At 62.0% G+C, this 20,973-nt stretch carries 27 protein-coding genes; 16 read left to right on the top strand and 11 right to left on the bottom strand.

Annotated elements, in window-relative coordinates; translation table 11 throughout:
* Nucleotides 1–72: 72 nt before the first annotated feature.
* Nucleotides 73–882: a type I methionyl aminopeptidase gene (gene map / locus phaeop14_RS13365; protein WP_040174854.1), complete on the bottom strand. Its 810-nt coding sequence runs from the start codon at nucleotides 880–882 to the stop codon at nucleotides 73–75.
* Nucleotides 883–1,039: 157 nt separating this feature from the next.
* Between map and phaeop14_RS13360 the strand changes: the two genes are divergently transcribed.
* The gene (locus tag phaeop14_RS13360; protein WP_096789838.1) at nucleotides 1,040–1,954 is read left to right on the top strand and encodes a mechanosensitive ion channel family protein; all 915 of its coding nucleotides are present in this window, start codon (nucleotides 1,040–1,042) and stop codon (nucleotides 1,952–1,954) included.
* Nucleotides 1,955–1,958: 4 nt separating this feature from the next.
* On the opposite strand, the gene sfsA is transcribed toward phaeop14_RS13360, so the two are convergent.
* Nucleotides 1,959–2,657 (bottom strand): DNA/RNA nuclease SfsA, encoded by a 699-nt coding sequence (sfsA, locus tag phaeop14_RS13355; protein WP_096789837.1) that lies wholly within the window; start codon nucleotides 2,655–2,657, stop codon nucleotides 1,959–1,961.
* A gap of 50 nt (nucleotides 2,658–2,707) precedes the next feature.
* On the opposite strand from sfsA, the gene phaeop14_RS13350 reads away from it, so the two are divergent.
* From phaeop14_RS13350 to phaeop14_RS13335, 4 genes are read left to right on the top strand one after another with little or no spacing between them, the layout of a single operon-like run.
* Nucleotides 2,708–3,430 carry a competence/damage-inducible protein A gene (locus tag phaeop14_RS13350; protein WP_040174416.1) on the top strand — a complete coding sequence of 241 codons (723 nt, stop codon included), beginning with the start codon at nucleotides 2,708–2,710 and terminating at the stop codon, nucleotides 3,428–3,430.
* Entirely contained in the window at nucleotides 3,427–4,170 is a 744-nt protein-coding gene (locus phaeop14_RS13345; protein WP_096789836.1) for a GNAT family N-acetyltransferase, read from the top strand. Before phaeop14_RS13350 ends, phaeop14_RS13345 begins: the two co-directional genes overlap by 4 nt.
* Nucleotides 4,171–4,173: 3 nt before the next feature.
* Nucleotides 4,174–4,749 carry a peroxidase-related enzyme gene (locus phaeop14_RS13340; protein ID WP_096789835.1) on the top strand — a complete coding sequence of 192 codons (576 nt, stop codon included), beginning with the start codon at nucleotides 4,174–4,176 and terminating at the stop codon, nucleotides 4,747–4,749.
* On the top strand, nucleotides 4,746–5,726 hold the full coding sequence (locus tag phaeop14_RS13335) for an OmpA family protein (RefSeq protein ID WP_096789834.1): 981 nt from the start codon (nucleotides 4,746–4,748) through the stop codon (nucleotides 5,724–5,726). Before phaeop14_RS13340 ends, phaeop14_RS13335 begins: the two co-directional genes overlap by 4 nt.
* A gap of 87 nt (nucleotides 5,727–5,813) precedes the next feature.
* Here the strand turns inward: phaeop14_RS13335 and phaeop14_RS13330 are convergent, their stop codons facing one another.
* Nucleotides 5,814–6,719, bottom strand: a complete 906-nt coding sequence (locus phaeop14_RS13330) for a LysR family transcriptional regulator (RefSeq protein ID WP_014875799.1) — start codon at nucleotides 6,717–6,719, stop codon at nucleotides 5,814–5,816.
* Nucleotides 6,720–6,916: 197 nt separating this feature from the next.
* Between phaeop14_RS13330 and phaeop14_RS13325 the strand changes: the two genes are divergently transcribed.
* The 4 genes from phaeop14_RS13325 to phaeop14_RS13310 all read left to right on the top strand — a co-directional run bounded on the left by phaeop14_RS13325 (nucleotide 6,917) and on the right by phaeop14_RS13310 (nucleotide 8,542).
* Nucleotides 6,917–7,372 (top strand): DUF4399 domain-containing protein, encoded by a 456-nt coding sequence (locus tag phaeop14_RS13325; protein WP_040181170.1) that lies wholly within the window; start codon nucleotides 6,917–6,919, stop codon nucleotides 7,370–7,372.
* 98 nt (nucleotides 7,373–7,470) lie between these two features.
* Nucleotides 7,471–7,794, top strand: a complete 324-nt coding sequence (locus phaeop14_RS13320) for an NIPSNAP family protein (RefSeq protein WP_096789833.1) — start codon at nucleotides 7,471–7,473, stop codon at nucleotides 7,792–7,794.
* On the top strand, nucleotides 7,791–8,147 hold the full coding sequence (locus phaeop14_RS13315) for an antibiotic biosynthesis monooxygenase family protein (RefSeq protein WP_096789832.1): 357 nt from the start codon (nucleotides 7,791–7,793) through the stop codon (nucleotides 8,145–8,147). Before phaeop14_RS13320 ends, phaeop14_RS13315 begins: the two co-directional genes overlap by 4 nt.
* Nucleotides 8,144–8,542, top strand: coding sequence for a hypothetical protein (locus phaeop14_RS13310; protein WP_244905773.1), 399 nt, complete (start codon nucleotides 8,144–8,146; stop codon nucleotides 8,540–8,542). Before phaeop14_RS13315 ends, phaeop14_RS13310 begins: the two co-directional genes overlap by 4 nt.
* A gap of 69 nt (nucleotides 8,543–8,611) precedes the next feature.
* On the opposite strand, the gene phaeop14_RS13305 is transcribed toward phaeop14_RS13310, so the two are convergent.
* Together phaeop14_RS13305 and phaeop14_RS13300 are read right to left on the bottom strand one after the other, a co-directional pair.
* A complete protein-coding gene (locus tag phaeop14_RS13305) occupies nucleotides 8,612–9,163 on the bottom strand; it encodes a type 1 glutamine amidotransferase domain-containing protein (protein ID WP_040174849.1) in 552 nt (183 codons plus the stop codon).
* A gap of 151 nt (nucleotides 9,164–9,314) precedes the next feature.
* Entirely contained in the window at nucleotides 9,315–11,342 is a 2,028-nt protein-coding gene (locus tag phaeop14_RS13300) for an NADPH-dependent 2,4-dienoyl-CoA reductase (RefSeq protein WP_096789831.1), read from the bottom strand.
* A gap of 158 nt (nucleotides 11,343–11,500) precedes the next feature.
* On the opposite strand from phaeop14_RS13300, the gene phaeop14_RS13295 reads away from it, so the two are divergent.
* Complete coding sequence (locus phaeop14_RS13295) at nucleotides 11,501–11,983, top strand: RNA pyrophosphohydrolase (protein WP_040174398.1); 483 nt, start codon at nucleotides 11,501–11,503, stop codon at nucleotides 11,981–11,983.
* Between the two features lie 39 nt (nucleotides 11,984–12,022).
* Nucleotides 12,023–12,538: a hypothetical protein gene (locus phaeop14_RS13290; protein WP_096790318.1), complete on the top strand. Its 516-nt coding sequence runs from the start codon at nucleotides 12,023–12,025 to the stop codon at nucleotides 12,536–12,538.
* Nucleotides 12,539–12,561: 23 nt separating this feature from the next.
* On the opposite strand, the gene phaeop14_RS13285 is transcribed toward phaeop14_RS13290, so the two are convergent.
* Nucleotides 12,562–13,431 carry an EamA family transporter gene (locus phaeop14_RS13285; RefSeq protein WP_096789830.1) on the bottom strand — a complete coding sequence of 290 codons (870 nt, stop codon included), beginning with the start codon at nucleotides 13,429–13,431 and terminating at the stop codon, nucleotides 12,562–12,564.
* An 81-nt stretch (nucleotides 13,432–13,512) separates the two neighbouring features.
* Between phaeop14_RS13285 and phaeop14_RS13280 the strand changes: the two genes are divergently transcribed.
* A complete protein-coding gene (locus phaeop14_RS13280; protein ID WP_096790317.1) occupies nucleotides 13,513–14,001 on the top strand; it encodes a MarR family winged helix-turn-helix transcriptional regulator in 489 nt (162 codons plus the stop codon).
* 109 nt (nucleotides 14,002–14,110) lie between these two features.
* On the opposite strand, the gene phaeop14_RS13275 is transcribed toward phaeop14_RS13280, so the two are convergent.
* Nucleotides 14,111–15,100 (bottom strand): adenosine kinase, encoded by a 990-nt coding sequence (locus phaeop14_RS13275; protein WP_096789829.1) that lies wholly within the window; start codon nucleotides 15,098–15,100, stop codon nucleotides 14,111–14,113.
* On the bottom strand, nucleotides 15,097–15,741 hold the full coding sequence (gene nth / locus phaeop14_RS13270; protein WP_024096028.1) for an endonuclease III: 645 nt from the start codon (nucleotides 15,739–15,741) through the stop codon (nucleotides 15,097–15,099). Before nth ends, phaeop14_RS13275 begins: the two co-directional genes overlap by 4 nt.
* Nucleotides 15,742–15,918: 177 nt before the next feature.
* On the opposite strand from nth, the gene phaeop14_RS13265 reads away from it, so the two are divergent.
* Nucleotides 15,919–16,776: a methylated-DNA--[protein]-cysteine S-methyltransferase gene (locus phaeop14_RS13265; RefSeq protein ID WP_096789828.1), complete on the top strand. Its 858-nt coding sequence runs from the start codon at nucleotides 15,919–15,921 to the stop codon at nucleotides 16,774–16,776.
* Here phaeop14_RS13265 and phaeop14_RS13260 read toward each other — a convergent pair.
* On the bottom strand, nucleotides 16,731–17,015 hold the full coding sequence (locus phaeop14_RS13260; protein ID WP_096789827.1) for a hypothetical protein: 285 nt from the start codon (nucleotides 17,013–17,015) through the stop codon (nucleotides 16,731–16,733). The two genes, phaeop14_RS13265 and phaeop14_RS13260, sit on opposite strands and share 46 nt — an antisense overlap.
* 103 nt (nucleotides 17,016–17,118) lie before the next feature.
* On the opposite strand from phaeop14_RS13260, the gene phaeop14_RS13255 reads away from it, so the two are divergent.
* The 3 genes from phaeop14_RS13255 to phaeop14_RS13245 all read left to right on the top strand — a co-directional run bounded on the left by phaeop14_RS13255 (nucleotide 17,119) and on the right by phaeop14_RS13245 (nucleotide 19,363).
* Nucleotides 17,119–17,826 (top strand): helix-turn-helix transcriptional regulator, encoded by a 708-nt coding sequence (locus phaeop14_RS13255; RefSeq protein WP_096789826.1) that lies wholly within the window; start codon nucleotides 17,119–17,121, stop codon nucleotides 17,824–17,826.
* 125 nt (nucleotides 17,827–17,951) lie between these two features.
* Nucleotides 17,952–18,611, top strand: a complete 660-nt coding sequence (locus phaeop14_RS13250) for a YiaD family glycine zipper/OmpA-like lipoprotein (protein WP_040174384.1) — start codon at nucleotides 17,952–17,954, stop codon at nucleotides 18,609–18,611.
* Between the two features lie 209 nt (nucleotides 18,612–18,820).
* Entirely contained in the window at nucleotides 18,821–19,363 is a 543-nt protein-coding gene (locus tag phaeop14_RS13245) for an NADPH-dependent FMN reductase (protein WP_040181181.1), read from the top strand.
* A 75-nt stretch (nucleotides 19,364–19,438) separates the two neighbouring features.
* On the opposite strand, the gene phaeop14_RS13240 is transcribed toward phaeop14_RS13245, so the two are convergent.
* Together phaeop14_RS13240 and phaeop14_RS13235 are read right to left on the bottom strand one after the other, a co-directional pair.
* Nucleotides 19,439–19,855: a VOC family protein gene (locus phaeop14_RS13240; protein WP_096789825.1), complete on the bottom strand. Its 417-nt coding sequence runs from the start codon at nucleotides 19,853–19,855 to the stop codon at nucleotides 19,439–19,441.
* A 23-nt stretch (nucleotides 19,856–19,878) separates the two neighbouring features.
* The gene (locus tag phaeop14_RS13235; protein WP_096789824.1) at nucleotides 19,879–20,946 is read right to left on the bottom strand and encodes an NAD(P)/FAD-dependent oxidoreductase; all 1,068 of its coding nucleotides are present in this window, start codon (nucleotides 20,944–20,946) and stop codon (nucleotides 19,879–19,881) included.
* Nucleotides 20,947–20,973: the final 27 nt, after the last annotated feature.

The following is a 20,973-nucleotide window of genomic DNA, read 5'->3' as shown; positions in this document are numbered from 1 at the left end:
GCAATCTGTATCGCTGAACGACAAAGGGGCGCGCCAGATGGCCCGCCCCTTTTTTAGTGGAGTGATACGGTCTCAGCCGTAGGTCGGGTGAAACTTGCCCGCAGGCGACAGCGTGAAGATCTCAGCACCATCTGCCGTCACCCCGACCGAATGTTCAAACTGCGCAGACAGCGATTTGTCGCGGGTCACGGCGGTCCATTCATCGGCCAGAATCTTGGTTTCCGGACGGCCAAGGTTCACCATTGGCTCGATGGTAAAGAACATGCCTTCCTCCAGCACCGGACCGGAACCCGCGCGGCCATAGTGCAGCACGTTGGGCGGGGCATGGAACACCTGACCCAGACCGTGGCCGCAGAAATCCCGCACCACGCTCATGCGCTGCGCTTCGACGTAGGACTGGATGGCGTGGCCGATATCACCAAATGTGTTGCCGGGTTTCACCGCCTCGATCCCCTTCATCAGGGAGTCATGTGTCACCTGGATCAGTCGTTCGGTTTTGCGCGACAGCTTGCCGGCCACATACATCCGGCTGGTATCGCCAAACCAGCCATCGACAATCACGGTGACGTCGATATTCAGGATGTCGCCATCCTTCAGCTTTTTCTCACCGGGGATCCCATGGCAGACCACGTGATTGACGCTGATGCAGCTGGCGTGCTGATAGCCTTTGTAACCTATGGTCGCTGAGGTCGCGCCTGCGTCCTCCACCATCTGGGTGATCAGCCGGTCCAGCTCACCGGTGGTCTGACCGGGCACGACATGGGCGGCAATATCGTCAAGGATCCGGGCCGCCAGCGCCCCGGCCGCGTGCATTCCGGCAAAATCGCCGGGCTCATAAATGCGAATGCCGTCTTTTGTGGTGCGGCCGTCTTTCGATCTCATCAGATGAGGCTCCATCGGGTGTCTTTGACATAGCTATGTAAGCGGTTCGCGCCAAAAGGGCCAGAGCCGGCACACCCCCGTATCGGGAACTTTTTACCGGTGGCGTGCGTTCTCCTTTTTGACGAATTGCTACCGCACCACGGAGGGAGGCGCACATATGGACAGTCTGAATGCCCTGATGCAGACCGAAATCTACAACGGCAAATCGCTGGCTGATCTGGTCACGCTGGAGTTTCTGGCCCAGGCCATGGGCAGCGTGCTTGCCGCCATCGTGATCCTGCTGGCCGGGTTTATCGTTGCCAGCTGGGTCAAACGCCGCATCGTGCAGATCGGTGACAGCCACGCCAGCCTCGATGTGACCCTGTTCCACTTCCTCGGCAATCTGGCACGCTATGTGATCCTCGCCTTTGCGCTGTTGTTTGTGCTCAACACCTTCGGGGTTGAGACCACTTCTATCATTGCCGCTATCGGTGCTGCCGGCCTCGCCATCGGTCTGGCAATGCAGGGCGCGCTGTCCAATGTGGCGGCTGGCATCATGCTGATCCTGTTCCGCCCGTTCAAACTGGGCGATTTCATCGAGGTGAATGACGAAATGGGCACGGTGAAGGAAATCACCCTGAACAACACCGTGATCGCCAGCCTCTCTAACCTGAAGGTGATCATCCCCAACTCAGAGGTTTGGGGCAACACGATCACCAACTATTCCGAATTCGACACCCGCCGGGCCGAGTGGAGTTTTGGTGTGGGTTACGGTGCCAATCTTGCCACCGCCGAGCAGGTGATCCGCGACACCATCATGTCCGACAGCCGCTCTCATGCAGAGCCGGAGCCGTTCATCCAGGTCAATAATCTGAACAGCAGTTCGGTTGATTTTCTGGTCCGCGTCTGGGTCGATGCGGCAGAGTATTTTCAGTATCAGGCCGACATGAAGCGCCGGGTGAAGGAAGCGCTTGATGACGCCGGGATCGATATTCCCTTCCCGACCCGCACGCTGGTTCAGGCGGCCCCCGATGCCTCGCAGGACGTCGCGGACACATCTGACGCCGATGCCAAGGAGCGAAGCGCCGCCTGAGGGATCAGCCCGCGATCATACCAGCGATCTCAACGCCTTGCGGGCTAATGCGGGTGCCGATCACCAGACGTTCCACACCTGACGCCGCCGCCGCCTCCCAGGCGGCGGCATAGGTCGGGTCGATGTCGCGGGCAATCTCAAAACGATCACAATCCTCGCGCTGCACCAGATAGAGCAGCACCGCCCGGTGTCCGGCGCGGCACATATCCGCCAGATTTCCCAGATGTTTGGCGCCGCGCGCGGTCACACTGTCGGGAAACTCCGCCAGGCCGGGCTGCCGGGATAGGGTCACGCTTTTCACTTCAACATAGCAATCAGGCAGGCCGGGCTGGCTCAGCAGGAAATCAATGCGGCTCTTCTCGGCATATTTCACCTCGGCCCGGACCGTTCCGTATTGCGCTAGGGCCGGGATCTCGCCTGCCTCCAGCGCCGATTTCAGCGCGCGGTTTGGCACAGATGTATCCACGCCGACCAGAGCCCCGCCCGCAACCTCAACCAGCCGCCAGCCGTATTTCAGCTTCTTCTTGGGGTCGTCATTGGGCTCCAGCCAGACCGGGCTGCCAGGCTCGGCCAGTCCCAACATCGATCCGGGATTGGCACAATGGGCGGTTACTTCGCGCCCATCCGGCAACTGGCAGTCCGCCAGAAACCTTTTGTAGCGTCGGATCAGCACGGCGGACAGGAGAGGGGTTTGAAAGCGCATGTGACTGGGCCTATACCTGCGCTATCATTGGATCAAGAGGAGGAGCGCAGATGGCAAACCCAACCGCCGCAATGCTGGTGATCGGAGACGAGATTCTGTCCGGGCGCACCCGCGATGCCAATATGTATTACCTCGCCGGTGAGCTGACAAAACATGGCATCGACCTGCAGGAGGTGCGGGTGATCAGCGACAACGAGCCCGCGATCATCGCGGCTGTGACGGCGCTGTCTGACAGCTATGACCACGTCTTCACCAGCGGCGGCATCGGCCCCACCCATGATGACATCACCGCTGATTGCATCAGCAAGGCCTTTGGTGCCCATCTGGACGTGCGCGACGATGCCCGTGCCCTGCTGCAGGCCCATTACGACAAATCCGGGCAGGAGCTGAACGCCGCCCGCCTGCGGATGGCACGGATCCCCGATGGCGCGACGCTGATCGAAAACCCGGTCTCCACAGCCCCCGGTTTCACCCTGCGCAATGTGCATGTGATGGCCGGTGTGCCCAGCGTGTTTCAGGCCATGGTCGCCTCGGTGCTGCCCACGCTCACCGGCGGCGCGCCGCTGTTGTCGCAGACCCTGCGTGTGCAGCGGGGCGAGGGCGATATCGCCCCCATCCTGACCGCCATTGCCGAGGCCTATGATGACCTCTCCATCGGCTGTTACCCATTCCAACAAAACGGTGCCTTTGGCGCCAATGTGGTGGTTCGGGGTGCCGATGGCGCGCGGGTGGATGCGGCGATCACAGCGCTGGCGCGGGATCTTGATCTTTGACGACTGCTCACTCTCTGACCGACCCCAAGTATTACGACGTCACCGACCACACATGGCCCGCCGCTGAAATGCGGCAGCTTGGCCCGGTAACCCTGCGCCGGGGCGCTGGCGGCGGCAGCCGCGTGTCAGCGGCCACTGTCACCACAGGTCACGCCAGCGAGGCGGAGATCACCGCCGCCGAACAGGCCATGGGCGATATGGGACAGGATCCTCTGTTCATGATCCGCGATGGTCAGGACGCCCTTGATGCGCAGCTCGCCGCGCGGGGCTATGTGATCAAGGATCCAGTGGTGCTTTGGACGTGCCCGGTTCAGCAGCTCTGCACGGTGGAGATCCCGCCCGTGACAGCCTTCTGCGTCTGGGAGCCGCTGGCGATCCAGCATGAAATCTGGGCCGAGGGGGGCATCGGCCCCGAGCGCTTTGCAGTGATGCAACGGGTTGCAGGGCCGAAGACTTCGCTGCTGGGCCGGTGTGACGATTCTCCGGGGGGCAGCGGCTTTGTGGCGATCCACGACAGCATCGCCATGATCCACGCGCTGGAAATCCTGTCTCATCAACGCCGCAAGGGTATGGGTGTTTGGCTGATGCACCGCGCTGCGCAGTGGGCCGCCGATCAGGGCGCACGCGAATTGGCGGTTCTCTGCACCGAGGCCAATGCTGGTGCAAACGGTCTATATGCCTCACTTGGCATGCAGCGCACCGGGCGTTACCACTATCGCCACAACCCAGAGGGAGTGTAACCCATGACTCGCGACACCAACGCACCCACCGCGCTTGACCTGCCGATGGTGGACCCGCTTCCGCCCGAGACGCAGAAATACTTCGACATCTGCCAGGAGAAGCTGGGCATGGTGCCCAACGTGCTGCGTGCCAATGCGTTCGACATCGACAAGCTCAACGCCTTTACCGGGATGTATAACGACCTGATGCTGGCGGACAGCGGGTTGTCAAAGCTGGAACGCGAGATGATCGCGGTGGTGGTCTCCGCCATCAACAGCTGTTTCTATTGCCTAACGGCCCATGGTGCTGCAGTGCGCCAGCTGTCAGGCGATCCAAAGCTCGGCGAGATGCTGGTGATGAACTACCGCGTCGCCCCGCTGGAGCCGCGCCAGCGTGCGATGCTGGATTTTGCCGTAAAGGTGACCAAAGCCAGCGCCGAGATTGAGGAGACCGACCGTCAAATCTTGCGCGACCATGGGTTTAGCGACCGCGACATCTGGGACATCGCCAATGTGACCGGCTTTTTCAACATGTCCAACCGGGTTGCCAGCGCCACCGGCATGGTGCCCAACGACGCCTATCACGCGCAGCACCGGTGATCCGTCGCGCCGTTCTGACCAGCCGCTGGCTGGCGCCTGTTCTGGCGGGCCTGTTTTGCGCAGGCCTGCCGTTGGGTGTCGCCGCACAGGGGATCAATCTGCCCGCCGGCGCGCGCCAGCTGGCCGAGCGCGCCACCGCCCTTGGCAGCTATGCAGTGCCGCTGGGCCCCGCCAGCGACGACGGTGTGCCCGAACGCCAGGTCGAGGGGCAGATCCTGCGCCGCAGTTGGCGTGTGTCCGGCGATTCCACAGTGTTGCAGATACTGGCACCGCTCCGCGCACAGTTGGTCGCGGCCGGGTATGAGCTGCTTTATCAATGCCCTGCGCGCAGCTGCGGCGGCTTTGATTTCCGCTTCGATATTGAGGTGATCCCCGCCCCGGACATGACCGTCGATGTCAGCAACTACAGCTTTGTCTCGGCGGAACATCCCGATGGGCGCATCGTTACGCTCTTGGTCTCGCGCTCCGGCAACGCCACCTTTGTGCAGGTGATCGAGGTCACGCCTGAAGGGGACAGCGCGCCGGTCATCACCGATGGCACCAGCCCGGCAGACGGCGGCTCCGACGCAGCCCCGACTGCTGCGCTGCCACTCATTGGCGCGGCAGAGCTGATCACCGGGTTGCGCCGCAATGGGCGGGCCGTGCTGGCGGACCTGGAGTTCGAAACTGGCGCCGTGACACTGGGGGCCAAACCTTATGACAGCCTTACGGCGCTCGCAGAGTTCCTGAGTCAGAACCCGGATTTCGATGTGCTCTTGGTGGGTCATACCGATACGGTGGGGTCGCTGGCGCAGAATATTGCGATTTCTGAACGCCGCGCCGATGCGGTTCGTCGCCGCTTGCTAGCCGATAGCGCCCTGAACCCTGCGAGGATTTCCGTAGCCGGGGCCGGGTTCATGGCGCCACTGACCACCAACCTCACCCCAGAGGGGCGCGAGGCCAATCGCCGGGTTGAGGTGGTGCTGATCAGACGCTGATGTGGTGCGGTCCCGCTCAGCCTGTCGGACAGATACAGAAAACCCGGCACAACGGCCGGGTCCTGTCCAATCCCAAAGAGGCGCGCCTCACCAGGTGATGCCATCCTTGTCGGCAAAGGCATTGGCGAGGAAGTCGATAAAGGCCCGCACCTTGGGTTGGGTGAAGCGGCCAGGAGGGTAGACCGCATAGATGCCTTGGGTCTCCATTGGCAGTGAGGGCATGACGTCCTCAACCAGCCCTTCGGCCATGGCATCTGAATAAAGGTAGCTCGGCAGATAGGCGATCCCCAGACCGGAGATTGCCGCATTCAGCAACGATTGTCCGTCATTCACTGACAGCCAGCCGGAGGTCCGCACCTGCCGCTTTTCGCCGGACGGCGCAGTGATCTTCCACATGCTGCCACTCGATTGGTTGGAATAATGCAGCAGCTTGTGCATGTTCAGATCGTCGATCTTCTGAGGGCGGCCGAATTTCTCCAGATAGGCAGGAGAGGCGATCATCCGTTTGGTGGTCTCGGTCAGCTTACGCGCCCGCAGGGAGCTGTCTTCCAGCTCACCAATGCGCAGCGCCATGTCGAACCCTTCAGAGATCAGCTCCACATAGCGGTTGTTCAGCACCATATTGACGGTGATATCGGGGAAATCGCGCAGGAAATCCGACAACACGGGCGACAGGTGGTTGACGCCAAAATCCGTCGCAACAGAGATCCGCAACAGTCCCGAAGGCGCAGATTGCATCGAGGTCACCAGCGCATCCGCCTCCCCGGCATCATTCAGCACCCGGCGCGCCCGGTCGTAATAGGCGAGGCCGATTTCTGTGGGGGACACCCGCCGCGTGGTCCGGTTCAGCAGCCGCGCGCCAAGACGGGCCTCAAGGCTGGACACATGTTTGGACACCGCCGATTTGGAGATCCCCATCTTCTTGGCCGCATCGGTGAATCCGCCCTGATCCACCACATTGGCAAAGGCCTCCATTTCGGTCAGTCGATCCATAGCACTCGCGTCCTTATCCATCCGTGTTCCCCTATTTTTCGCGGTGAAATCGGGCAAGAACGGGGCAGGGATGGGATAATTGCGAGGTTATTCATCCATAGTTTACCAGCTGGAAACACCTGCCCGCGCGACGGAAGATCGAAAACCCGCCCGCTTCCCCTATGTTGAAAGAGGTTATGTCAATGGGAGGACATCTTATGAATGCGATGATCAGATCCACACTGGCGGCTGTGGTGGCTTGCGCCTTGCCCGTCTCTGCGGCCGTTGCGGGTGGCGAAACCCCGGCGCCGGAGGGGGCAGAGGTCTATTTCGTGACCCCCAAGGATGGTGAGGTGGTGTCTGCGCCGGTAACCGTGGTCTTTGGCCTGCGGGGCATGGGGGTGGCACCGGCCGGGACTGAGAAAGAAAACACCGGCCATCACCACCTGCTGATCGACCGCCCGCCACTGGGGGAGGGCGAAGACGGTGCGGATGAACTATCCTACGGCCTGCCATCGGATGAAAACCACATTCATTTTGGTGGCGGACAGACCGAAACCACGCTGGATCTGGCGCCGGGAGAGCATACGCTGCAGCTGGTGATGGGCGACTACGGTCACGTCCCACATTCGACACCCATCATCTCAGAAGTGATCACCATCAAGGTCGAATAGGCCTGTAAGGTAGGTGGGACACTTCGGTGCAGGGCGAAGCAATCCCCAGATCCTGCCTGCTAGATCGGGGGCGTATTTTCCAAGAAAGGACGCCCCTGATGCTCACCTGTGTCATCCGCTATCATATTGACCCCACCAAACGGGACGATTTCGCCACCTATGCCCGCAACTGGGGGCAGGCGATCCCGCGCTGCGGCGCCAATCTGATCGGGTATTATGCCCCGCACGAAGGCTCATCAACGCTGGCTTATGGCATCTATAATGTGGCAAACCTTGCCGAATACGAAGCCTACCGCGAGCGGCTGGCGGCGGATCCGCTGGGGCGCGAGAACTATGCCTTCGCTCAGGAACGCCGCTTTATCCTGCGTGAGGACCGCACCTGGCTGAAAAAAGTCTCCGACCCGGAAGGATCCACAGGATGATTGCCGTTATCTTCGAGGTTGAAATCAAGGACGGGGCCAAGGGCCGTTATCTGGAGATCGCTGCCGATCTGAAACCCCTGCTGCAGGAGATTGAGGGGTTTATCTCGGTCGAACGGTTCCAGAGCCTCACCACACCGGGCAAACTTCTGTCGCTCTCCTTCTGGGAAAACGAGGACGCGGTCGCCAACTGGCGCTGCCTTAGCGCCCACCGCGCCGGGCAGACGGAGGGCAGGGAGGCCGTATTCAGCGACTACCGTCTGCGGGTGGCAGGCGTGTTGCGTGACTATGGTATGACCAACCGTGATGAGGCCCCCGCCGATGCCCGCGCCGTCCATGATCCTGTTGCCACGTGAAACACCAGCTGCGCAAATTATGCCGCTGGGACTATGCGGTGATCGGCATGGTCTTCGTCACCTCACTCGTGGGCATGGCAGGAGCGCAAGAGGGCGGCGCGGCGATCCTGTCGCCCCGTGACGGGGACATCGTCTCCTCTCCCGTGACAGTTGAACTCCAACTGCCGGAAGAGGGCGCATATCACCTCTATATTGATGGCGCTGCTTTCAGTCCCGAGACATTGCCGATGGGCGGAGTCCGTCTGACGTTGGATATGCCAACCGGGATCCACCAGATTGATCTGCGCCGCGGAGGCACCGCCTCCAGAGATCATGCCATCACCGTACTTGTTGATCGGGTCACTTTGCCGGACGACAAGAACTGCCTCAGCTGTGGTGGTCTGCGCCGCCCCTGATCGGTACGGCAAAGACCCCGGTGCCGTACCGGGGCCTTTGTAGAGGTAGACGTTTGATCTGTCGTCGGATCAGCGCGCGTGTTGGCCTTCTTCGATTTCCTCGACAATCTTGCTGACGAAGGCCTTCAGATCATCGGGATTACGGCTGGTCACGATGCCTGCGTCGGCCACCACTTCGCTGTCCTGCCAATCGGCCCCGGCGTTGATCATATCGGTTTTGATAGACTGGAACGACGTCATGGTACGGCCCTTGACGACCCCAGCCTCGATCAGGAGCCAGGGCGCATGGCAGATCGCGGCGATGACTTTGCCTTGATCGTAGAAACCGTTGATCAGCTCGATCACATCGTCATTGATCCGCAAGACATCCGGGTTGATCTGGCCGCCGGGCAGAACAAGCGCGTCATAGTCTTCAACCCGCACAGCCTCCAACGCCAGATCGGCTTCGGCCTCGCGGCCCCAATCGTCGCCCTCCCAGCCCTTGATCGGCTTGCCGTCCAAACTGGCAACCGCGACTTCGGCGCCTTTGACTCGCAGCTGATCGCGGGGAAATTCCAGTTCGGACTGTTCAAAACCATCGGTGGCAATCATCAGGATTTTGGCGTCACTGATACGGGGCATGGGAAACTCCTGTCTGTCGTCAACATATGACGCCGCAAAGGCGGCGCCGTTCACGAAGAAAACGCAAAGGGGGCGCGCAGGGTTCCAGACAGAAACCCCCACCCCGCAGGCACGGGGAGGGGGAGGGCATCGTTTCACTATTTCGCAGGGGTCAGAGGCTGGCGGCCAGCCGTGTGCCCTGATTGATGGCGCGTTTGGCATCGAGCTCGGCGGCCAGATCTGCCCCGCCGATCACATGGCAGGCGGTGCCCTGTGCCTCCAGCGTGTCGGCAAGGGAGCGTTCCGACAGCTGGCCCGAGCACAGCACCACGGTGTCCGCCGCAATCACGGTCGGGTTTTCGCGCGCCTCGCCAAAGCTGACATGCAGCCCGTCATCATCAATCCGTTCATAGTTCACGCCGCCGACGAAATTCACGTCCTTCATCTTCAGCGTTGCGCGGTGGATCCAGCCGGTGGTCTTGCCCAGCCGTTTGCCGTGACGCTCCGCCTTGCGCTGCAACAAAGTCACCTCGCGCGCGGGCGCTTCGGGCTGCGGGCCTTCGGGAGACAGACCGGCACGGTGCTCGGCGGGGTCGGCAACACCCCATTCCTTCATCCACAATGGCAGGTTCTCGGTTGCGCTGTCGCCTGCGTGCAGCAGGAATTCCGACACGTCAAAGCCGATGCCACCGGCGCCGATCACTGCAACTCGCTTGCCGACCTCGGCCTTGTGGCGCAGCACGTCGATGTAATCGACCACATTGTCACGATCCTGACCGGGAATCTGCGGATCACGCGGCACGACGCCGGTGGCAATCACCACCTCGTCAAACCCCTTGAGATCGCTCGCAGACACCTCGCGGTTCAGTTCCAGCGTGACGTCGCTGTCGGCCAGCATGGTGCGGTACCAATCGACCAAGCCCCAGAACTCTTCCTTGCCCGGCACTTGTTTGGCCATATTCAACTGACCGCCAATCTCGCTTGCGCGGTCAAACAGCGTCACCTTGTGGCCGCGCTCCGCCGCGGCCAGCGCCGTCGACAGCCCCGCCGGACCCGCGCCGACAATGGCAACAGTCTTGGTCGTTGCAGCAGGCGTCAGCACCAGCTCGGTCTCGTGACAGGCGCGCGGGTTCACAAGGCAGGAGGTCAGCTTGCCGCCAAATGTGTGGTCCAGACAGGCCTGATTACAGGCAATACACGGCGCGATTTGATCGGCTTTGCCCTCGGCGGCCTTGGCCACAAAATCCGCATCCGCCAGCATCGGTCGCGCCATCGACACCATATCAGCGCAGCCGTCGGTCAGCACCTGCTCGGCGACCGCCGGCGTGTTGATCCGGTTTGAGGTAATCACCGGAATGCCGACCTTGCCCATCAGCTTCTTCGTGACCCAGGCAAAGGCCGCACGGGGAACCGAGGTGGCAATTGTCGGGATCCGTGCCTCATGCCAGCCGATCCCGGTGTTGAGGATGGTCGCCCCGGCTTTCTCGACCTCTTGCGCCAGCTGAACCACCTCATCGTAGGTGGAGCCATTGGGCACCAGATCAATCATTGACAGGCGGTAGATGATGATGAAATTCGTTCCCACCGCCTCGCGGGTGCGGCGCACCACCTCAATCGGCAGGCGCATCCGGTTCTCATAGGAGCCACCCCAGCGGTCCTCGCGCTTATTCGTATGGGTGACCAGGAACTGGTTGAGGAAATACCCCTCGCTGCCCATGATCTCAACGCCATCATAACCCGCCTGCTGCGCCAGTACGGCGGCGTTGACGATATCTGCGATCTGCTTCTCGATGCCGTCTTCGTCCAGCTCATTGGGCGGGAAAGGCGAGATCGGTGATTTCACCGGGCTGGGCGCGACACATTTTGGTCCGTAGGAATAGCGCCCCGCATGCAGGATCTGCATGGCGATCTTGCCGCCGGCCTCATGCACGCGATTGGTGACGATGCTGTGGTTTTCCACATCCTGATCGCTGGTCATCATCGCCGCCCCGGGCAGAACCGAGCCTTCGAGGTTGGGACCAATGCCTCCTGTCACCATCAGCGCCACGCCACCGCGCGCCCGGTCCGCATAGAACTCCGCCACCCGGTTCCAATCCTTGGTTTCCTCAAGCCCGGTGTGCATGGATCCCATCAGCACGCGGTTTTTCAACGTGGTAAAGCCGAGATCCAGCGGCGCCAACATTTTCGGGTACGCAGTCATGACACTCTCCCTGGTAGTTCTCTGATACGTCTTAATATCTGGGTTTGCGCGAAAATGGCCCAGCCATAAAGGGATTGTCACTTCGGACGCGGCGTCACCCTCTTGCACGACGCTGGGGCATGGGTGCACAAGGGGGCATCCAACCGAGGAGAGCCTTGATGACGCCCGAAGAAATCGCCGCCTTGCCCTATCGGCCCAATGTGGGTGTGATGCTGCTGAATGCAGCGGGGGAGGTTTGGGTCGGGCAGCGCATGGACCGTCACAAGGACGCCTGGCAGATGCCACAGGGCGGCATTGACGCAGGCGAAGATCCCCGGCGCGCTGCCCTGCGTGAGCTGGAGGAAGAGACCGGCGTCACGCCTGATCTGATCGAGATTATCGCCGAAAGCGACGGCTGGCTGCCCTATGATTTGCCCGTCGATGTGGTACCGCAGTTCTGGGGCGGGAAATATCGTGGCCAGGAGCAAAAATGGTATCTGATGCGCTTTCTCGGGCGCGATGATCAGGTCAATATCGCCACTGATCACCCGGAATTCTCCGCCTGGTGCTGGCAACCGGTGGATCAGCTGGTGAGCAAGATCGTGCCATTCAAACGCGAGGTCTACGAACGGGTTATTCAGGAGTTTCAGGACCATCTATGATGGTTCGGACCCAACTTGCGTCTGACAAAGGACAGCCTGATGCCACCTCTTCGCACGCTTATCGCGCCAGCTGTCATCTCCGTCGCACTCATCGCGACCTTGGCGGGACCTGCATCCGCCCTCAGCTGTCTGCCCTGGGGGCCGTCGGACGCCTATCTTGAGGCCGCGAAATCCGACAAGAGCTATATCGTTGTCGAGGGCGTGCTCAGCTTTGACGAGGGCGCGTTGCCCAAGGCCCCGCAGGACAATCCCAATGACGCGCCGCCGCGCAGTCTGATTCCAGCGCAGATTGAGGGCAAGCTGATGACGGCGCAGGGGTTTTCAAAAGACGTTGATCTGGGCATCACATTGGAAATCCTCTGCTTTGGGCCGTGGTGTGCTGGCGCAGCAGATGGCGTGAACTATCTGGCGTTTCTGGAAGAGCGCGCGGATGGCTATGTCCTGCGGATGGATCCCTGTGGCGGCTTTGGCTTCGGGGGCACCGATGGTGCCGCCCGAGATGAGGTGCTGGCCTGCCACGCGGGCAAATCCTGCACCCCCTGGTCCGAACGTTAACGCGCAGCCAGTTTGGTGGCGGGCTAGGCGCCGGCCACCCGCCGTCTGCGCCAGCGCAAACCGCTTTGCCCCAGCCACAGGCTGAACAGCGCAAGGCCCGCGCCAATGGCCTGTTTTGCCGTCAGCACCTCGCCAAGGAACACCCAGCCCAGGATCACCGCAGACAGCGGGCTGAGCACCCCCAGAAGCGACACCACCGATGGTTCCAGCCGGGCAATGCCACGAAACCACAGGACATAGGTCGCAGCGCCGCCAATCAGGCTCATATAGGCCAGCCCAAGCAAGTTCTCGCCGCTCAGCTGCGGCACGGCGGGCAGGGACCACAGGGTGACCGGGATCAGCAACAGCCCGCCCGCCGTCAACTGCCACGCGGTGAAGGTCAGCAGCGACACAGGCGGCTGCCACTTGCGGCTCAGCACCACGCCAGCCGCCATCGCAATGGCCCCGGCGAGCCCCGCAAAAACACCGATCCCGTCCAGCTCTGCACTCGGCGTCAGAACCAGCAGCGCCACGCCAAGGATGCTCAGGCCCGCCGCCAGAACCGCCGCCATCCGCACCGGTGTCTTCAGCATCAAAGCCGACAGAAACACCACCACCAGCGGCTGCACAGCGCCCAGCGTCGCGGCCACCCCGCCGGGCAGTCGGTAGGCGGCGACAAACAGCAGGCTCCAGAAGATCGAGAAGTTCAGCGCCCCCAGCACCAAGAGCCGTGGCACCCAGTTCAGTGGCGGCAATTGCCGCACCATCAGCATCAGCAAAAGCCCCGCAGGCAGGGCCCGCAACAGGGCGACCAGCAGCGGCGACTGGCCCGGCAGCAGGCTGGTGGTGACAATATAGCTGCTGCCCCAGATCACGGGCGCCAGCGCAGTAAGGATCAGATCGCGGCTCTGCATGGCAGGCTCCTTTTGATTTCTCGACATCAAGATAGAATGGTTTTTCTTGACGTCAAGATATCATCCGATAAAACACGAGCCATGGACCATGTAGATTTTGTGACCCAGCAATGGGAGCGGGAACGTCCCGACCTTGATGTATCGGCGATGGCCGTGATCGGGCGGGTTGGACGATTGGCGCAGGCCTATCAAAAGGAAATGCAGAAAACCTGGGCGCGTTATGATCTGAACGGCGCCAAATTCGATGTGTTGGCAACCCTGCGTCGCGCCGGGACACCGTATCGCCTGTCGCCGGGGGATCTGTTGCAGGCCACAATGGTGGCCTCGGGCACCATGACCAACCGCATTGACCGGCTGGTGGATGCCGGGCTGGTCGCGCGCAGCGTCAACCCCGAGGACAGTCGCGGTTTTCTGATTGAGCTGACCCCGGAGGGGCTGCGCCTGATCAATGAGGTGGTAGAGGCGCATGTCGCCACACAGGCGCGCCTGCTTGATGGTCTTGGTGCGGAAGAGCAGAAGGTTTTGACCGAGCTGCTGTCAAAGGCGCTGACCTCCGCCGACAACGCCTGATCCCGGCCAGCCCACGAACAGGCACAGCCAAAGTTGTGCCCGATGAAAAAAGCCGCCCCCGATCACTCCGGGGCGGCCTTGCTATCAGGTCTGCGGGTAAGTTTCCGGCTCAGATCAGCCCTTCGCGGCGCAGCACCTGGCTCATCACCGCTTTGGGGCGGGGGCCGATATGGCTGATCACCTCAGCCGCGCAGACATTGCCGATCTTGGCGCAGGTCTCGATATCCAGCCCCTTGGCCATGCCAAACAGGAACCCGGCTGCAAACTGATCGCCAGCCCCCGTGGCATCCACCGGCACCACCCGTTCGACCGGGACTGAGACGCGCGTGTCGCCCTCAACCACGGTGACCCCATCTCCGGAGCGGGTGCAGACCACCAGCGGGCAGATGGCAGCGGTCTTGGCCAGCGCCTCTTCCAGATCGTCGGTTTCAAACAGGGATTTGATCTCGGCCTCATTGCCGATCACGAAATCCAAATCGTTTTCGATCAGTGACAGGAAATCGGCGCGGTGGCGTTCCACACAGAAAGGATCGGAAATCGCGATGCCGCATTTGCCGCCACCCTCGCGGCAGTCCCGCGCCGCCTCCATGAAGGCGGTCTTGCCCTTGTCCTTGTCGAACAGATAGCCCTCAAGGAACATCAGCTGGGCCTTGCCTGACACCACGTCGGGCACATCCGACGACGACAACTCGGAGGAGATGCCCAGATAGGTGTTCATCGATCGCTCACCATCGCTGGAGACAAAGATCATTGAGCGCGAGGTGGGCAGCTCACCGCCCTCAACCGGCGGGTTCACAAAATCGACGCCATCGTCGGCCATCGCCTGCGCGTAAAACCGCCCCAGCGCGTCATCATGAACCCGGCCGATAAACGCCGCCTCAAGCCCGAGGGCACCAGCCCCTGCAATGGTGTTCGCAACCGAACCGCCAGGCGTCTGTACCCGTTCCTGCATCGCTGCATAAAGCACCTCGCCGCGATCGCGTTCGATCAGCTGCATGATGCCCTTTTCAATGCCCATATGCTCCAGAAAGCTGTCGTCGCATTGGCTGATCACGTCCACAACGGCATTGCCGATCCCGACGAGCTGGTAGGTTTTCATAGAGTTTTGTCCTCAAACTGGCAGAGATCGCGGATGATGCAGGTGGGGCACATCGGTTTGCGAGCTTTGCAATGGTAGCGTCCGTGCAGGATCAGCCAATGATGGGCATGGAGCTGAAAATCTGCCGGAATATTGTCTTCGATGGCGCGTTCGACCGCATCGACATCCTTGCCGGGTGCAATGCCGGCGCGGTTGCCAACGCGAAAGATATGGGTGTCCACCGCCTGTGCGGGCTGGCGCCACCACATGTTCAGAACCACATTTGCCGTCTTGCGCCCGACGCCGGGCAGCGATTGCAAGGCAGCGCGGGAATTGGGCACCACGCCGCCGTAATCCTCGACCAGAATGCGCGACATCTTGATCACGTTCTTGGCCTTCTGACGGTATAGGCCAATGGTTTTGATGTGTTCGGTCAGCCCCTCTTCACCCAGATCCAGCATTTTCTGCGGGGTATCTGCGATCTGAAACAGCGCGCGGGTTGCCTTGTTGACGCCGGCATCCGTAGCCTGTGCCGACAGTGCCACCGCCACCACCAATGTGTAGACGTTGACATGCTCCAGCTCCCCTTTGGGTTCTGGATCCGCTGCCTGAAACCGCGTGAAGATCTCACGCAGGGTGTGATAATCGAGTTGCTTTGCCATCGCGGACCTTAATGCCGCGCAGGTCTCGTCGGCGCAAACAGAAAAGCCGCGCTAGGTGAGCGAAGCGTTACCCTGTGGTTGCTGACCCATAATCAGCTGTTCGCGCAAGATCCGGGTCGCGCAGCCGGGGTGTGACCCTATACTGAGGGGCAGGAACACAGGTCGGGAGGGGTCCCCATGAACATGCAGGCACGCGAACAGAGCTATCACTACGGTGTCATGCGCCGCGCGATTGAGCTGATTGACGAGGGCGGCGAGGCTTTGACCCTGGCCGAACTGGCCGCCGCCATGGATATGAGCCCGGCGCATTTTCAACGCCTGTTCTCGGCCTGGGTCGGCGTCTCCCCCAAGCGCTACCAGCAGTATCTGCGCCTTGGCCATGCCAAGACCCTGTTGCAGGAGCATTTCACCACGCTGGAGGCGGCCCATGCGGTTGGTCTTTCCGGCAGTGGCCGTCTGCATGATCTGTTCCTGCGCTGGGAGGCGATGAGCCCCGGTGAATACGCCCGCAAGGGGGCCGGTCTGCGCATCCTCTGGGGCTGGTTTGACAGCCCGTTCGGACTGGTCCTGGTGATGGGCACGGAGAAGGGGATCTGTGGTATGGGCTTTGCCGCAGAAACCGGGGCGGAGCCGACCATGGCCGATATGCGCAGCCGCTGGCCCGATGCCGATTTTGTCGAGGATCCGATGGCCCTGCGCGCGATGGTGGAGGCGATCTTTGATCAGCGGGGCGAGGCCGCGCTGCATATGATTGGCGCGCCCTTGCAGATCAAGGTCTGGGAGGCGCTGTTGCGCATCCCCTCGGGGCAGGTCACCACCTATTCCGAGATTGCCCACGCCATCGGCGCGCCCCGTGCGGTGCGCGCCGTCGGCACGGCGGTGGGGCGCAACCCGGTCAGCTGGCTGATTCCCTGCCACCGTGCGCTGCGCAAATCCGGCGCCCTTGGTGGCTATCACTGGGGTCTGCCGGTCAAACGCGCGATGCTGGCCTATGAGGCGGCGCGCGATGAGGGGCAGCAGGACGGCGCGGCCTGATCCGCACCCGCCGCGCCCTGATCCGCGCGCCGCGCAAACAGGCGCCGCAGCAGTCCGGGGCGTTTGGCGGTCGACACCGGTTCTGCCTCTGCGCGCGCTGCGGCTTTGGCGGCTTCCTCAGCCGCCCCCCGGATCTGTGCGGCGTCTCGCTCCAATTCGTAAGATTTGGGAAACCGGCGCTGTGCCTCCCATTTGTCCTTGCCCAGCGTGATCAGAACAATCCAGTCATAGGTCAACATGGTTTCTCTCCTTCTGTCTGAAACGAGAAAACCACAACGCTGCTGACACGCTTTGTCAGCGGGGCGTGCTAAGATGTCAGCAGCCTGTCAGTGGAGAAAACCCATGGAACGCACCGGTCGCCTGTTCGAAGTCATCCAGATCCTGCGCGCCGCCAGCGCCCCGATCCGGGCGGAGGATCTGGCGGAGAAGCTTGAGGTCTCCAAGCGGACCGTCTACCGCGATATCGCCGCACTTCAAGGCATGCGCACCCCGATCGAGGGGGAGGCAGGCATCGGATATATGCTGCGCAAAGGCTATGACCTGCCGCCGCTCAACTTTGACGATGAAGAGCTGGAGGCGCTTTATGTGGGGCTGTCGATGCTGATCCGCACCGGGGATGGCGCCCTGCAGGAGGCCGCCATAAGGGTCTGCCGCAAAGTGATGGAATGCCGCTCACCGGGGGATCGGCTGCAAGTGGCCCCCTGGGGGGGCGCCCCGCCAGATGATCCCGAACTTGGCTGCGTCTCCAAGGGGCTGCTGCGTCAGGCCGTCCGCGAAAGCCGCAAACTGCGGCTCACCTATCTTGGTCCGGACAGTGGTGAGACCCAGCGGATCCTGCGCCCGCTGGCGCTGATCTACAATGTCGAAACCACTTTATTGGCCGCCTGGTGCGAGTTGCGGGGCGGCTTTCGTCACTTTCGCACCGACCGGATGCTCTGCGCCGATCTGCTGGAGGACAGCTTCGTCGGCGAGGCAGATCTGCTGCGCAAACTCTGGATGGAACAGGAGGGCGGTGTCAGCGGCGACGAGGACCAGGTCCCTTCAATCTAAAGCGGAAATTGGGCAGGTTTTCGCCGAGGCAAAAGGGCGTTACCTTGTGATGGCAGCGCCGCAGCACGATATTCTACCGGATGCACGGGCGCTGCCCGGATTGAGCAAGCAAAAGGCAGATTTTGATGATGCAGATGAAACTTACCACCGCCGCCATTGTGGCCGCTGGCCTTGGCCTGACCGCCTGTACCGATCCCGCAACCATCGGAACCCCTGGCAGCAAAACCCAGAACGGCGCGTTGATTGGCGGCCTGATCGGGGCGGGCGTTGGCGCAGCGACCAATGATTCCGACCGGGGGCTGGGCGCCGTCACCGGTGCGCTGGTCGGGGCTGCGGCCGGCAGCGTGATTGGCAACCAGCTGGACGCACAGGAACGGGAGCTGCGCCAGTCGATCTCCAACGACGGTATTTCCATCGTCAACACTGGCGACCGCCTGATCGTGTCGCTGCCCAATGATTTGACCTTCGCCACCGACAGCGCGGCGATTTCGCCTGCGGTGCGCTCCGACCTAAACAAGGTGGCCAGTAGCCTGGTGCGCTACCCCAACAGCCAGGTGCAGGTGATCGGTCACACCGACAGTGATGGCGACGCGGGCTACAACCAAGGCCTGTCCGAGCGCCGCGCCAATGCGGTCGCCGATCAGATCCAGGCCGGCGGTGTGCCCTACAACCGCGTGCAGATCATTGGCCGCGGTGAGAGCCAGCCGGTGGCCTCCAACCTCACTGCCGAGGGCAAGGCCCGCAACCGCCGCGTCGAAATCGTGGTGATCCCACAGGGCGCCTGATCCCGAGATCGGCGAAATAGCCGCGACACTCAGAAAGACCGCGCTGAAGGGTGCGGTCTTTTTTGTGCAAAAATGTGCAGTTTTGACGCTGGCATGTGCGCATTGTGAACTTATGCACATCGGTTGCGCAGGGTTTGGGCTTTTCTTGCGGCTGAAGCGGAATAGGTTGGGGCCAGACAAACATTGCCAACCGAAAGAGGCCTCCTTCCATGTCCGACCCTAAAATTCTCACCATCTCCGGCTCGCTGCGCGCTGGGGCCACCAATCGCAAACTGCTTGCCGAAGCGGTGCGTCTGTTTGGGCCCGCCGAGGTGAGCGAGGCCGATCTCAACCTGCCACTGTATGACGGCGATGACGAACAGGCGAATGGCATTCCCGCTGCGGTTCAAACACTTGCCGATCAGATCGGGGCGGCGGATGCGGTGATTATCTCCACCCCGGAATACAATGGCGCGCCGTCAGGTGTGTTGAAAAACGCTCTCGATTGGGTCAGCCGCACCAGCAATAAACCTTGGCAAAACAAACCCGTCGCCATCATGTCCGCCGCTGCGGGTCGCGCCGGCGGCGAGAAATCCCAGATGCTGCTGCGCACATTCTTGGTGCCCTTCCAGCCCCGTGTCCTGACCGCGCCGCAGGTGCATCTGGCGGCCTCTTATTCTGAGTTCGACGAAGGCGGCCGACTGCTGAGTGATCTCTACACTGAAACGCTTGAGGCACTGATGACTGCGCTGCGGGCCGAAATCGCGCGCTAAGTCAGACGAAGATCCAGCAGACCCGGTGCGAGCTGATCGCTCCGGGTTTTTTGCTGCCTGATGCGAGGTGTCGGGCTAGCCGTCGCGGCTCGGCTCATCCGGGTTACTGGAGAAAAGTGCAATCTTATTGCCCTGCGGGTCACGCAGATAACCCACGTAGAACCCCGCACTATAAGCCGCACGAAACCCCGGTGCGCCCTCATCCGTTCCCCCTGCCGCCACTGCGGCGGCATGCAGGGCGCGCACCTGCGCATGAGTGTCGGCCTGAAAGGCCACCATTACCCCATTGCCCGCCGCAGCGGGCGCGCCGTCAAACGGATGTTTGACATAGACATCCGGCGCGGTCGGAACCTCTCCCTCCGCCACCGGCAGGGCAAAGCTGAGACCGTCGGACCCTTCGCTGAAATCATAGCCAAGTGCCGGCAGGAACGCGGTGTAGAACGCCCGGGCGCGGGTCATGTCATTGGTGCCGATGGTGATATAGGCGATCATCTCTCTGCCCCCCCGCCTGTCATTCAGAAGTTATCTTCGACCCGGAAACCTTCGGGGATATCATCCTGCCCGTCCAGCAGAAGATCGGCCATGGTCTCGGCCACCTTGGGCGCCATGCCAAAGCCGATCTTGAAACCACCGTTGGCAATGAAATGACCGCGCCGATCCGGCCAGCCTCCCAGCATCGGCGCGCGGGAGCGGGCACGGGGCCGCACCCCAGCCCAACGTTCGATCACCTCAGCCCCGTGCAGCACCGGCAGCGCAGCCCGCGCCCGGTCGATCACCTCGTCAAGCTGCGCATCGGTGCCGCTGGGATCATCAAACTCCCGCTCGCTGGTGGAGCCAATTGCCAATGTCCCATCCGCATGGGGAATGATGTGCAGCCCATCGGCATATAGCTGTGGCACCCCCGGGCCTTCGGCAAAGCGCAGGAGTGCGGCCTGACCCTTCACCCCATTGCCCACTATCTTGCCTGCCGCCGGGCCGTCGGGACCTGCCAGCATCCGGTTCAGCTCCAGCAATCCGGCATAGCCCTTGGCATGGACCACCAGCCCCTGATCGGGCGCCTCTGCCTGCACCGTGATCCCCATGACCGCCAGCCCTGCCACCAGCGCAGCACAGGCGCGGCGGGGATGCATCCGGGCGCTCAGCGTGTCGTGAATGACAAAACCGGTGGCGCTGGGCGGCACCCATGGCCCCATCTCAGCGACCGGGCAAACGCGCCATTCGGCCTCGCCCTTCCAGTAGGTCTGCGCAGTCCCTTCGCGGGCGCGGGCCAGATCCAACACGCGCTGATCCTGGATCGGTTGCAGCCGTCCGGTGCGACCGTAACCGGGAGAGACCCCGCCGGTGGCCTCAACCTCGGCCCAGAACGCGTTGGCCATCAGCAGGCTTTCCAACTGGTACTGCTTCTTTGGGTTCCAGTTCTCCGGCACATGCGGGGCCAGCGCGCCGACCAGCCCGCCGCTGGAGCCGGCGCCCGCCCCAAAGGGATCAATCACCTGCACCGATGCGCCGCGTCGCGCACAGGTCCAGGCGATGGACAGCCCAAAGATCCCGGCGCCCCGGACGGTGATATCTGCCATTGCCATTTTCGCACCCTTTCGCCAGTGTCGCGC

It is taken from the genome of Phaeobacter piscinae, from assembly GCF_002407245.1.
GTDB classification, from domain to species: domain Bacteria; phylum Pseudomonadota; class Alphaproteobacteria; order Rhodobacterales; family Rhodobacteraceae; genus Phaeobacter; species Phaeobacter piscinae.
The sequence above is the reverse complement of the archived record's forward strand: the minus strand, read 5'-3'. Positions and strand labels throughout refer to the sequence as shown.

Coding starts and splice junctions, on each gene's coding strand:
- map (WP_040174854.1), bottom strand. CDS start 882: ATGAGATCGAAAGACGGCCGCACCACAAAAGACGGCATTCGCATTTAT.
- phaeop14_RS13360 (WP_096789838.1), top strand. CDS start 1,040: ATGGACAGTCTGAATGCCCTGATGCAGACCGAAATCTACAACGGCAAA.
- sfsA (WP_096789837.1), bottom strand. CDS start 2,657: ATGCGCTTTCAAACCCCTCTCCTGTCCGCCGTGCTGATCCGACGCTAC.
- phaeop14_RS13350 (WP_040174416.1), top strand. CDS start 2,708: ATGGCAAACCCAACCGCCGCAATGCTGGTGATCGGAGACGAGATTCTG.
- phaeop14_RS13340 (WP_096789835.1), top strand. CDS start 4,174: ATGACTCGCGACACCAACGCACCCACCGCGCTTGACCTGCCGATGGTG.
- phaeop14_RS13330 (WP_014875799.1), bottom strand. CDS start 6,719: ATGGATCGACTGACCGAAATGGAGGCCTTTGCCAATGTGGTGGATCAG.
- phaeop14_RS13325 (WP_040181170.1), top strand. CDS start 6,917: ATGAATGCGATGATCAGATCCACACTGGCGGCTGTGGTGGCTTGCGCC.
- phaeop14_RS13320 (WP_096789833.1), top strand. CDS start 7,471: ATGCTCACCTGTGTCATCCGCTATCATATTGACCCCACCAAACGGGAC.
- phaeop14_RS13315 (WP_096789832.1), top strand. CDS start 7,791: ATGATTGCCGTTATCTTCGAGGTTGAAATCAAGGACGGGGCCAAGGGC.
- phaeop14_RS13305 (WP_040174849.1), bottom strand. CDS start 9,163: ATGCCCCGTATCAGTGACGCCAAAATCCTGATGATTGCCACCGATGGT.
- phaeop14_RS13300 (WP_096789831.1), bottom strand. CDS start 11,342: ATGACTGCGTACCCGAAAATGTTGGCGCCGCTGGATCTCGGCTTTACC.
- phaeop14_RS13295 (WP_040174398.1), top strand. CDS start 11,501: ATGACGCCCGAAGAAATCGCCGCCTTGCCCTATCGGCCCAATGTGGGT.
- phaeop14_RS13290 (WP_096790318.1), top strand. CDS start 12,023: ATGCCACCTCTTCGCACGCTTATCGCGCCAGCTGTCATCTCCGTCGCA.
- phaeop14_RS13285 (WP_096789830.1), bottom strand. CDS start 13,431: ATGCAGAGCCGCGATCTGATCCTTACTGCGCTGGCGCCCGTGATCTGG.
- phaeop14_RS13280 (WP_096790317.1), top strand. CDS start 13,513: ATGGACCATGTAGATTTTGTGACCCAGCAATGGGAGCGGGAACGTCCC.
- phaeop14_RS13275 (WP_096789829.1), bottom strand. CDS start 15,100: ATGAAAACCTACCAGCTCGTCGGGATCGGCAATGCCGTTGTGGACGTG.
- nth (WP_024096028.1), bottom strand. CDS start 15,741: ATGGCAAAGCAACTCGATTATCACACCCTGCGTGAGATCTTCACGCGG.
- phaeop14_RS13265 (WP_096789828.1), top strand. CDS start 15,919: ATGAACATGCAGGCACGCGAACAGAGCTATCACTACGGTGTCATGCGC.
- phaeop14_RS13260 (WP_096789827.1), bottom strand. CDS start 17,015: ATGTTGACCTATGACTGGATTGTTCTGATCACGCTGGGCAAGGACAAA.
- phaeop14_RS13255 (WP_096789826.1), top strand. CDS start 17,119: ATGGAACGCACCGGTCGCCTGTTCGAAGTCATCCAGATCCTGCGCGCC.
- phaeop14_RS13250 (WP_040174384.1), top strand. CDS start 17,952: ATGATGCAGATGAAACTTACCACCGCCGCCATTGTGGCCGCTGGCCTT.
- phaeop14_RS13245 (WP_040181181.1), top strand. CDS start 18,821: ATGTCCGACCCTAAAATTCTCACCATCTCCGGCTCGCTGCGCGCTGGG.
- phaeop14_RS13240 (WP_096789825.1), bottom strand. CDS start 19,855: ATGATCGCCTATATCACCATCGGCACCAATGACATGACCCGCGCCCGG.
- phaeop14_RS13235 (WP_096789824.1), bottom strand. CDS start 20,946: ATGGCAATGGCAGATATCACCGTCCGGGGCGCCGGGATCTTTGGGCTG.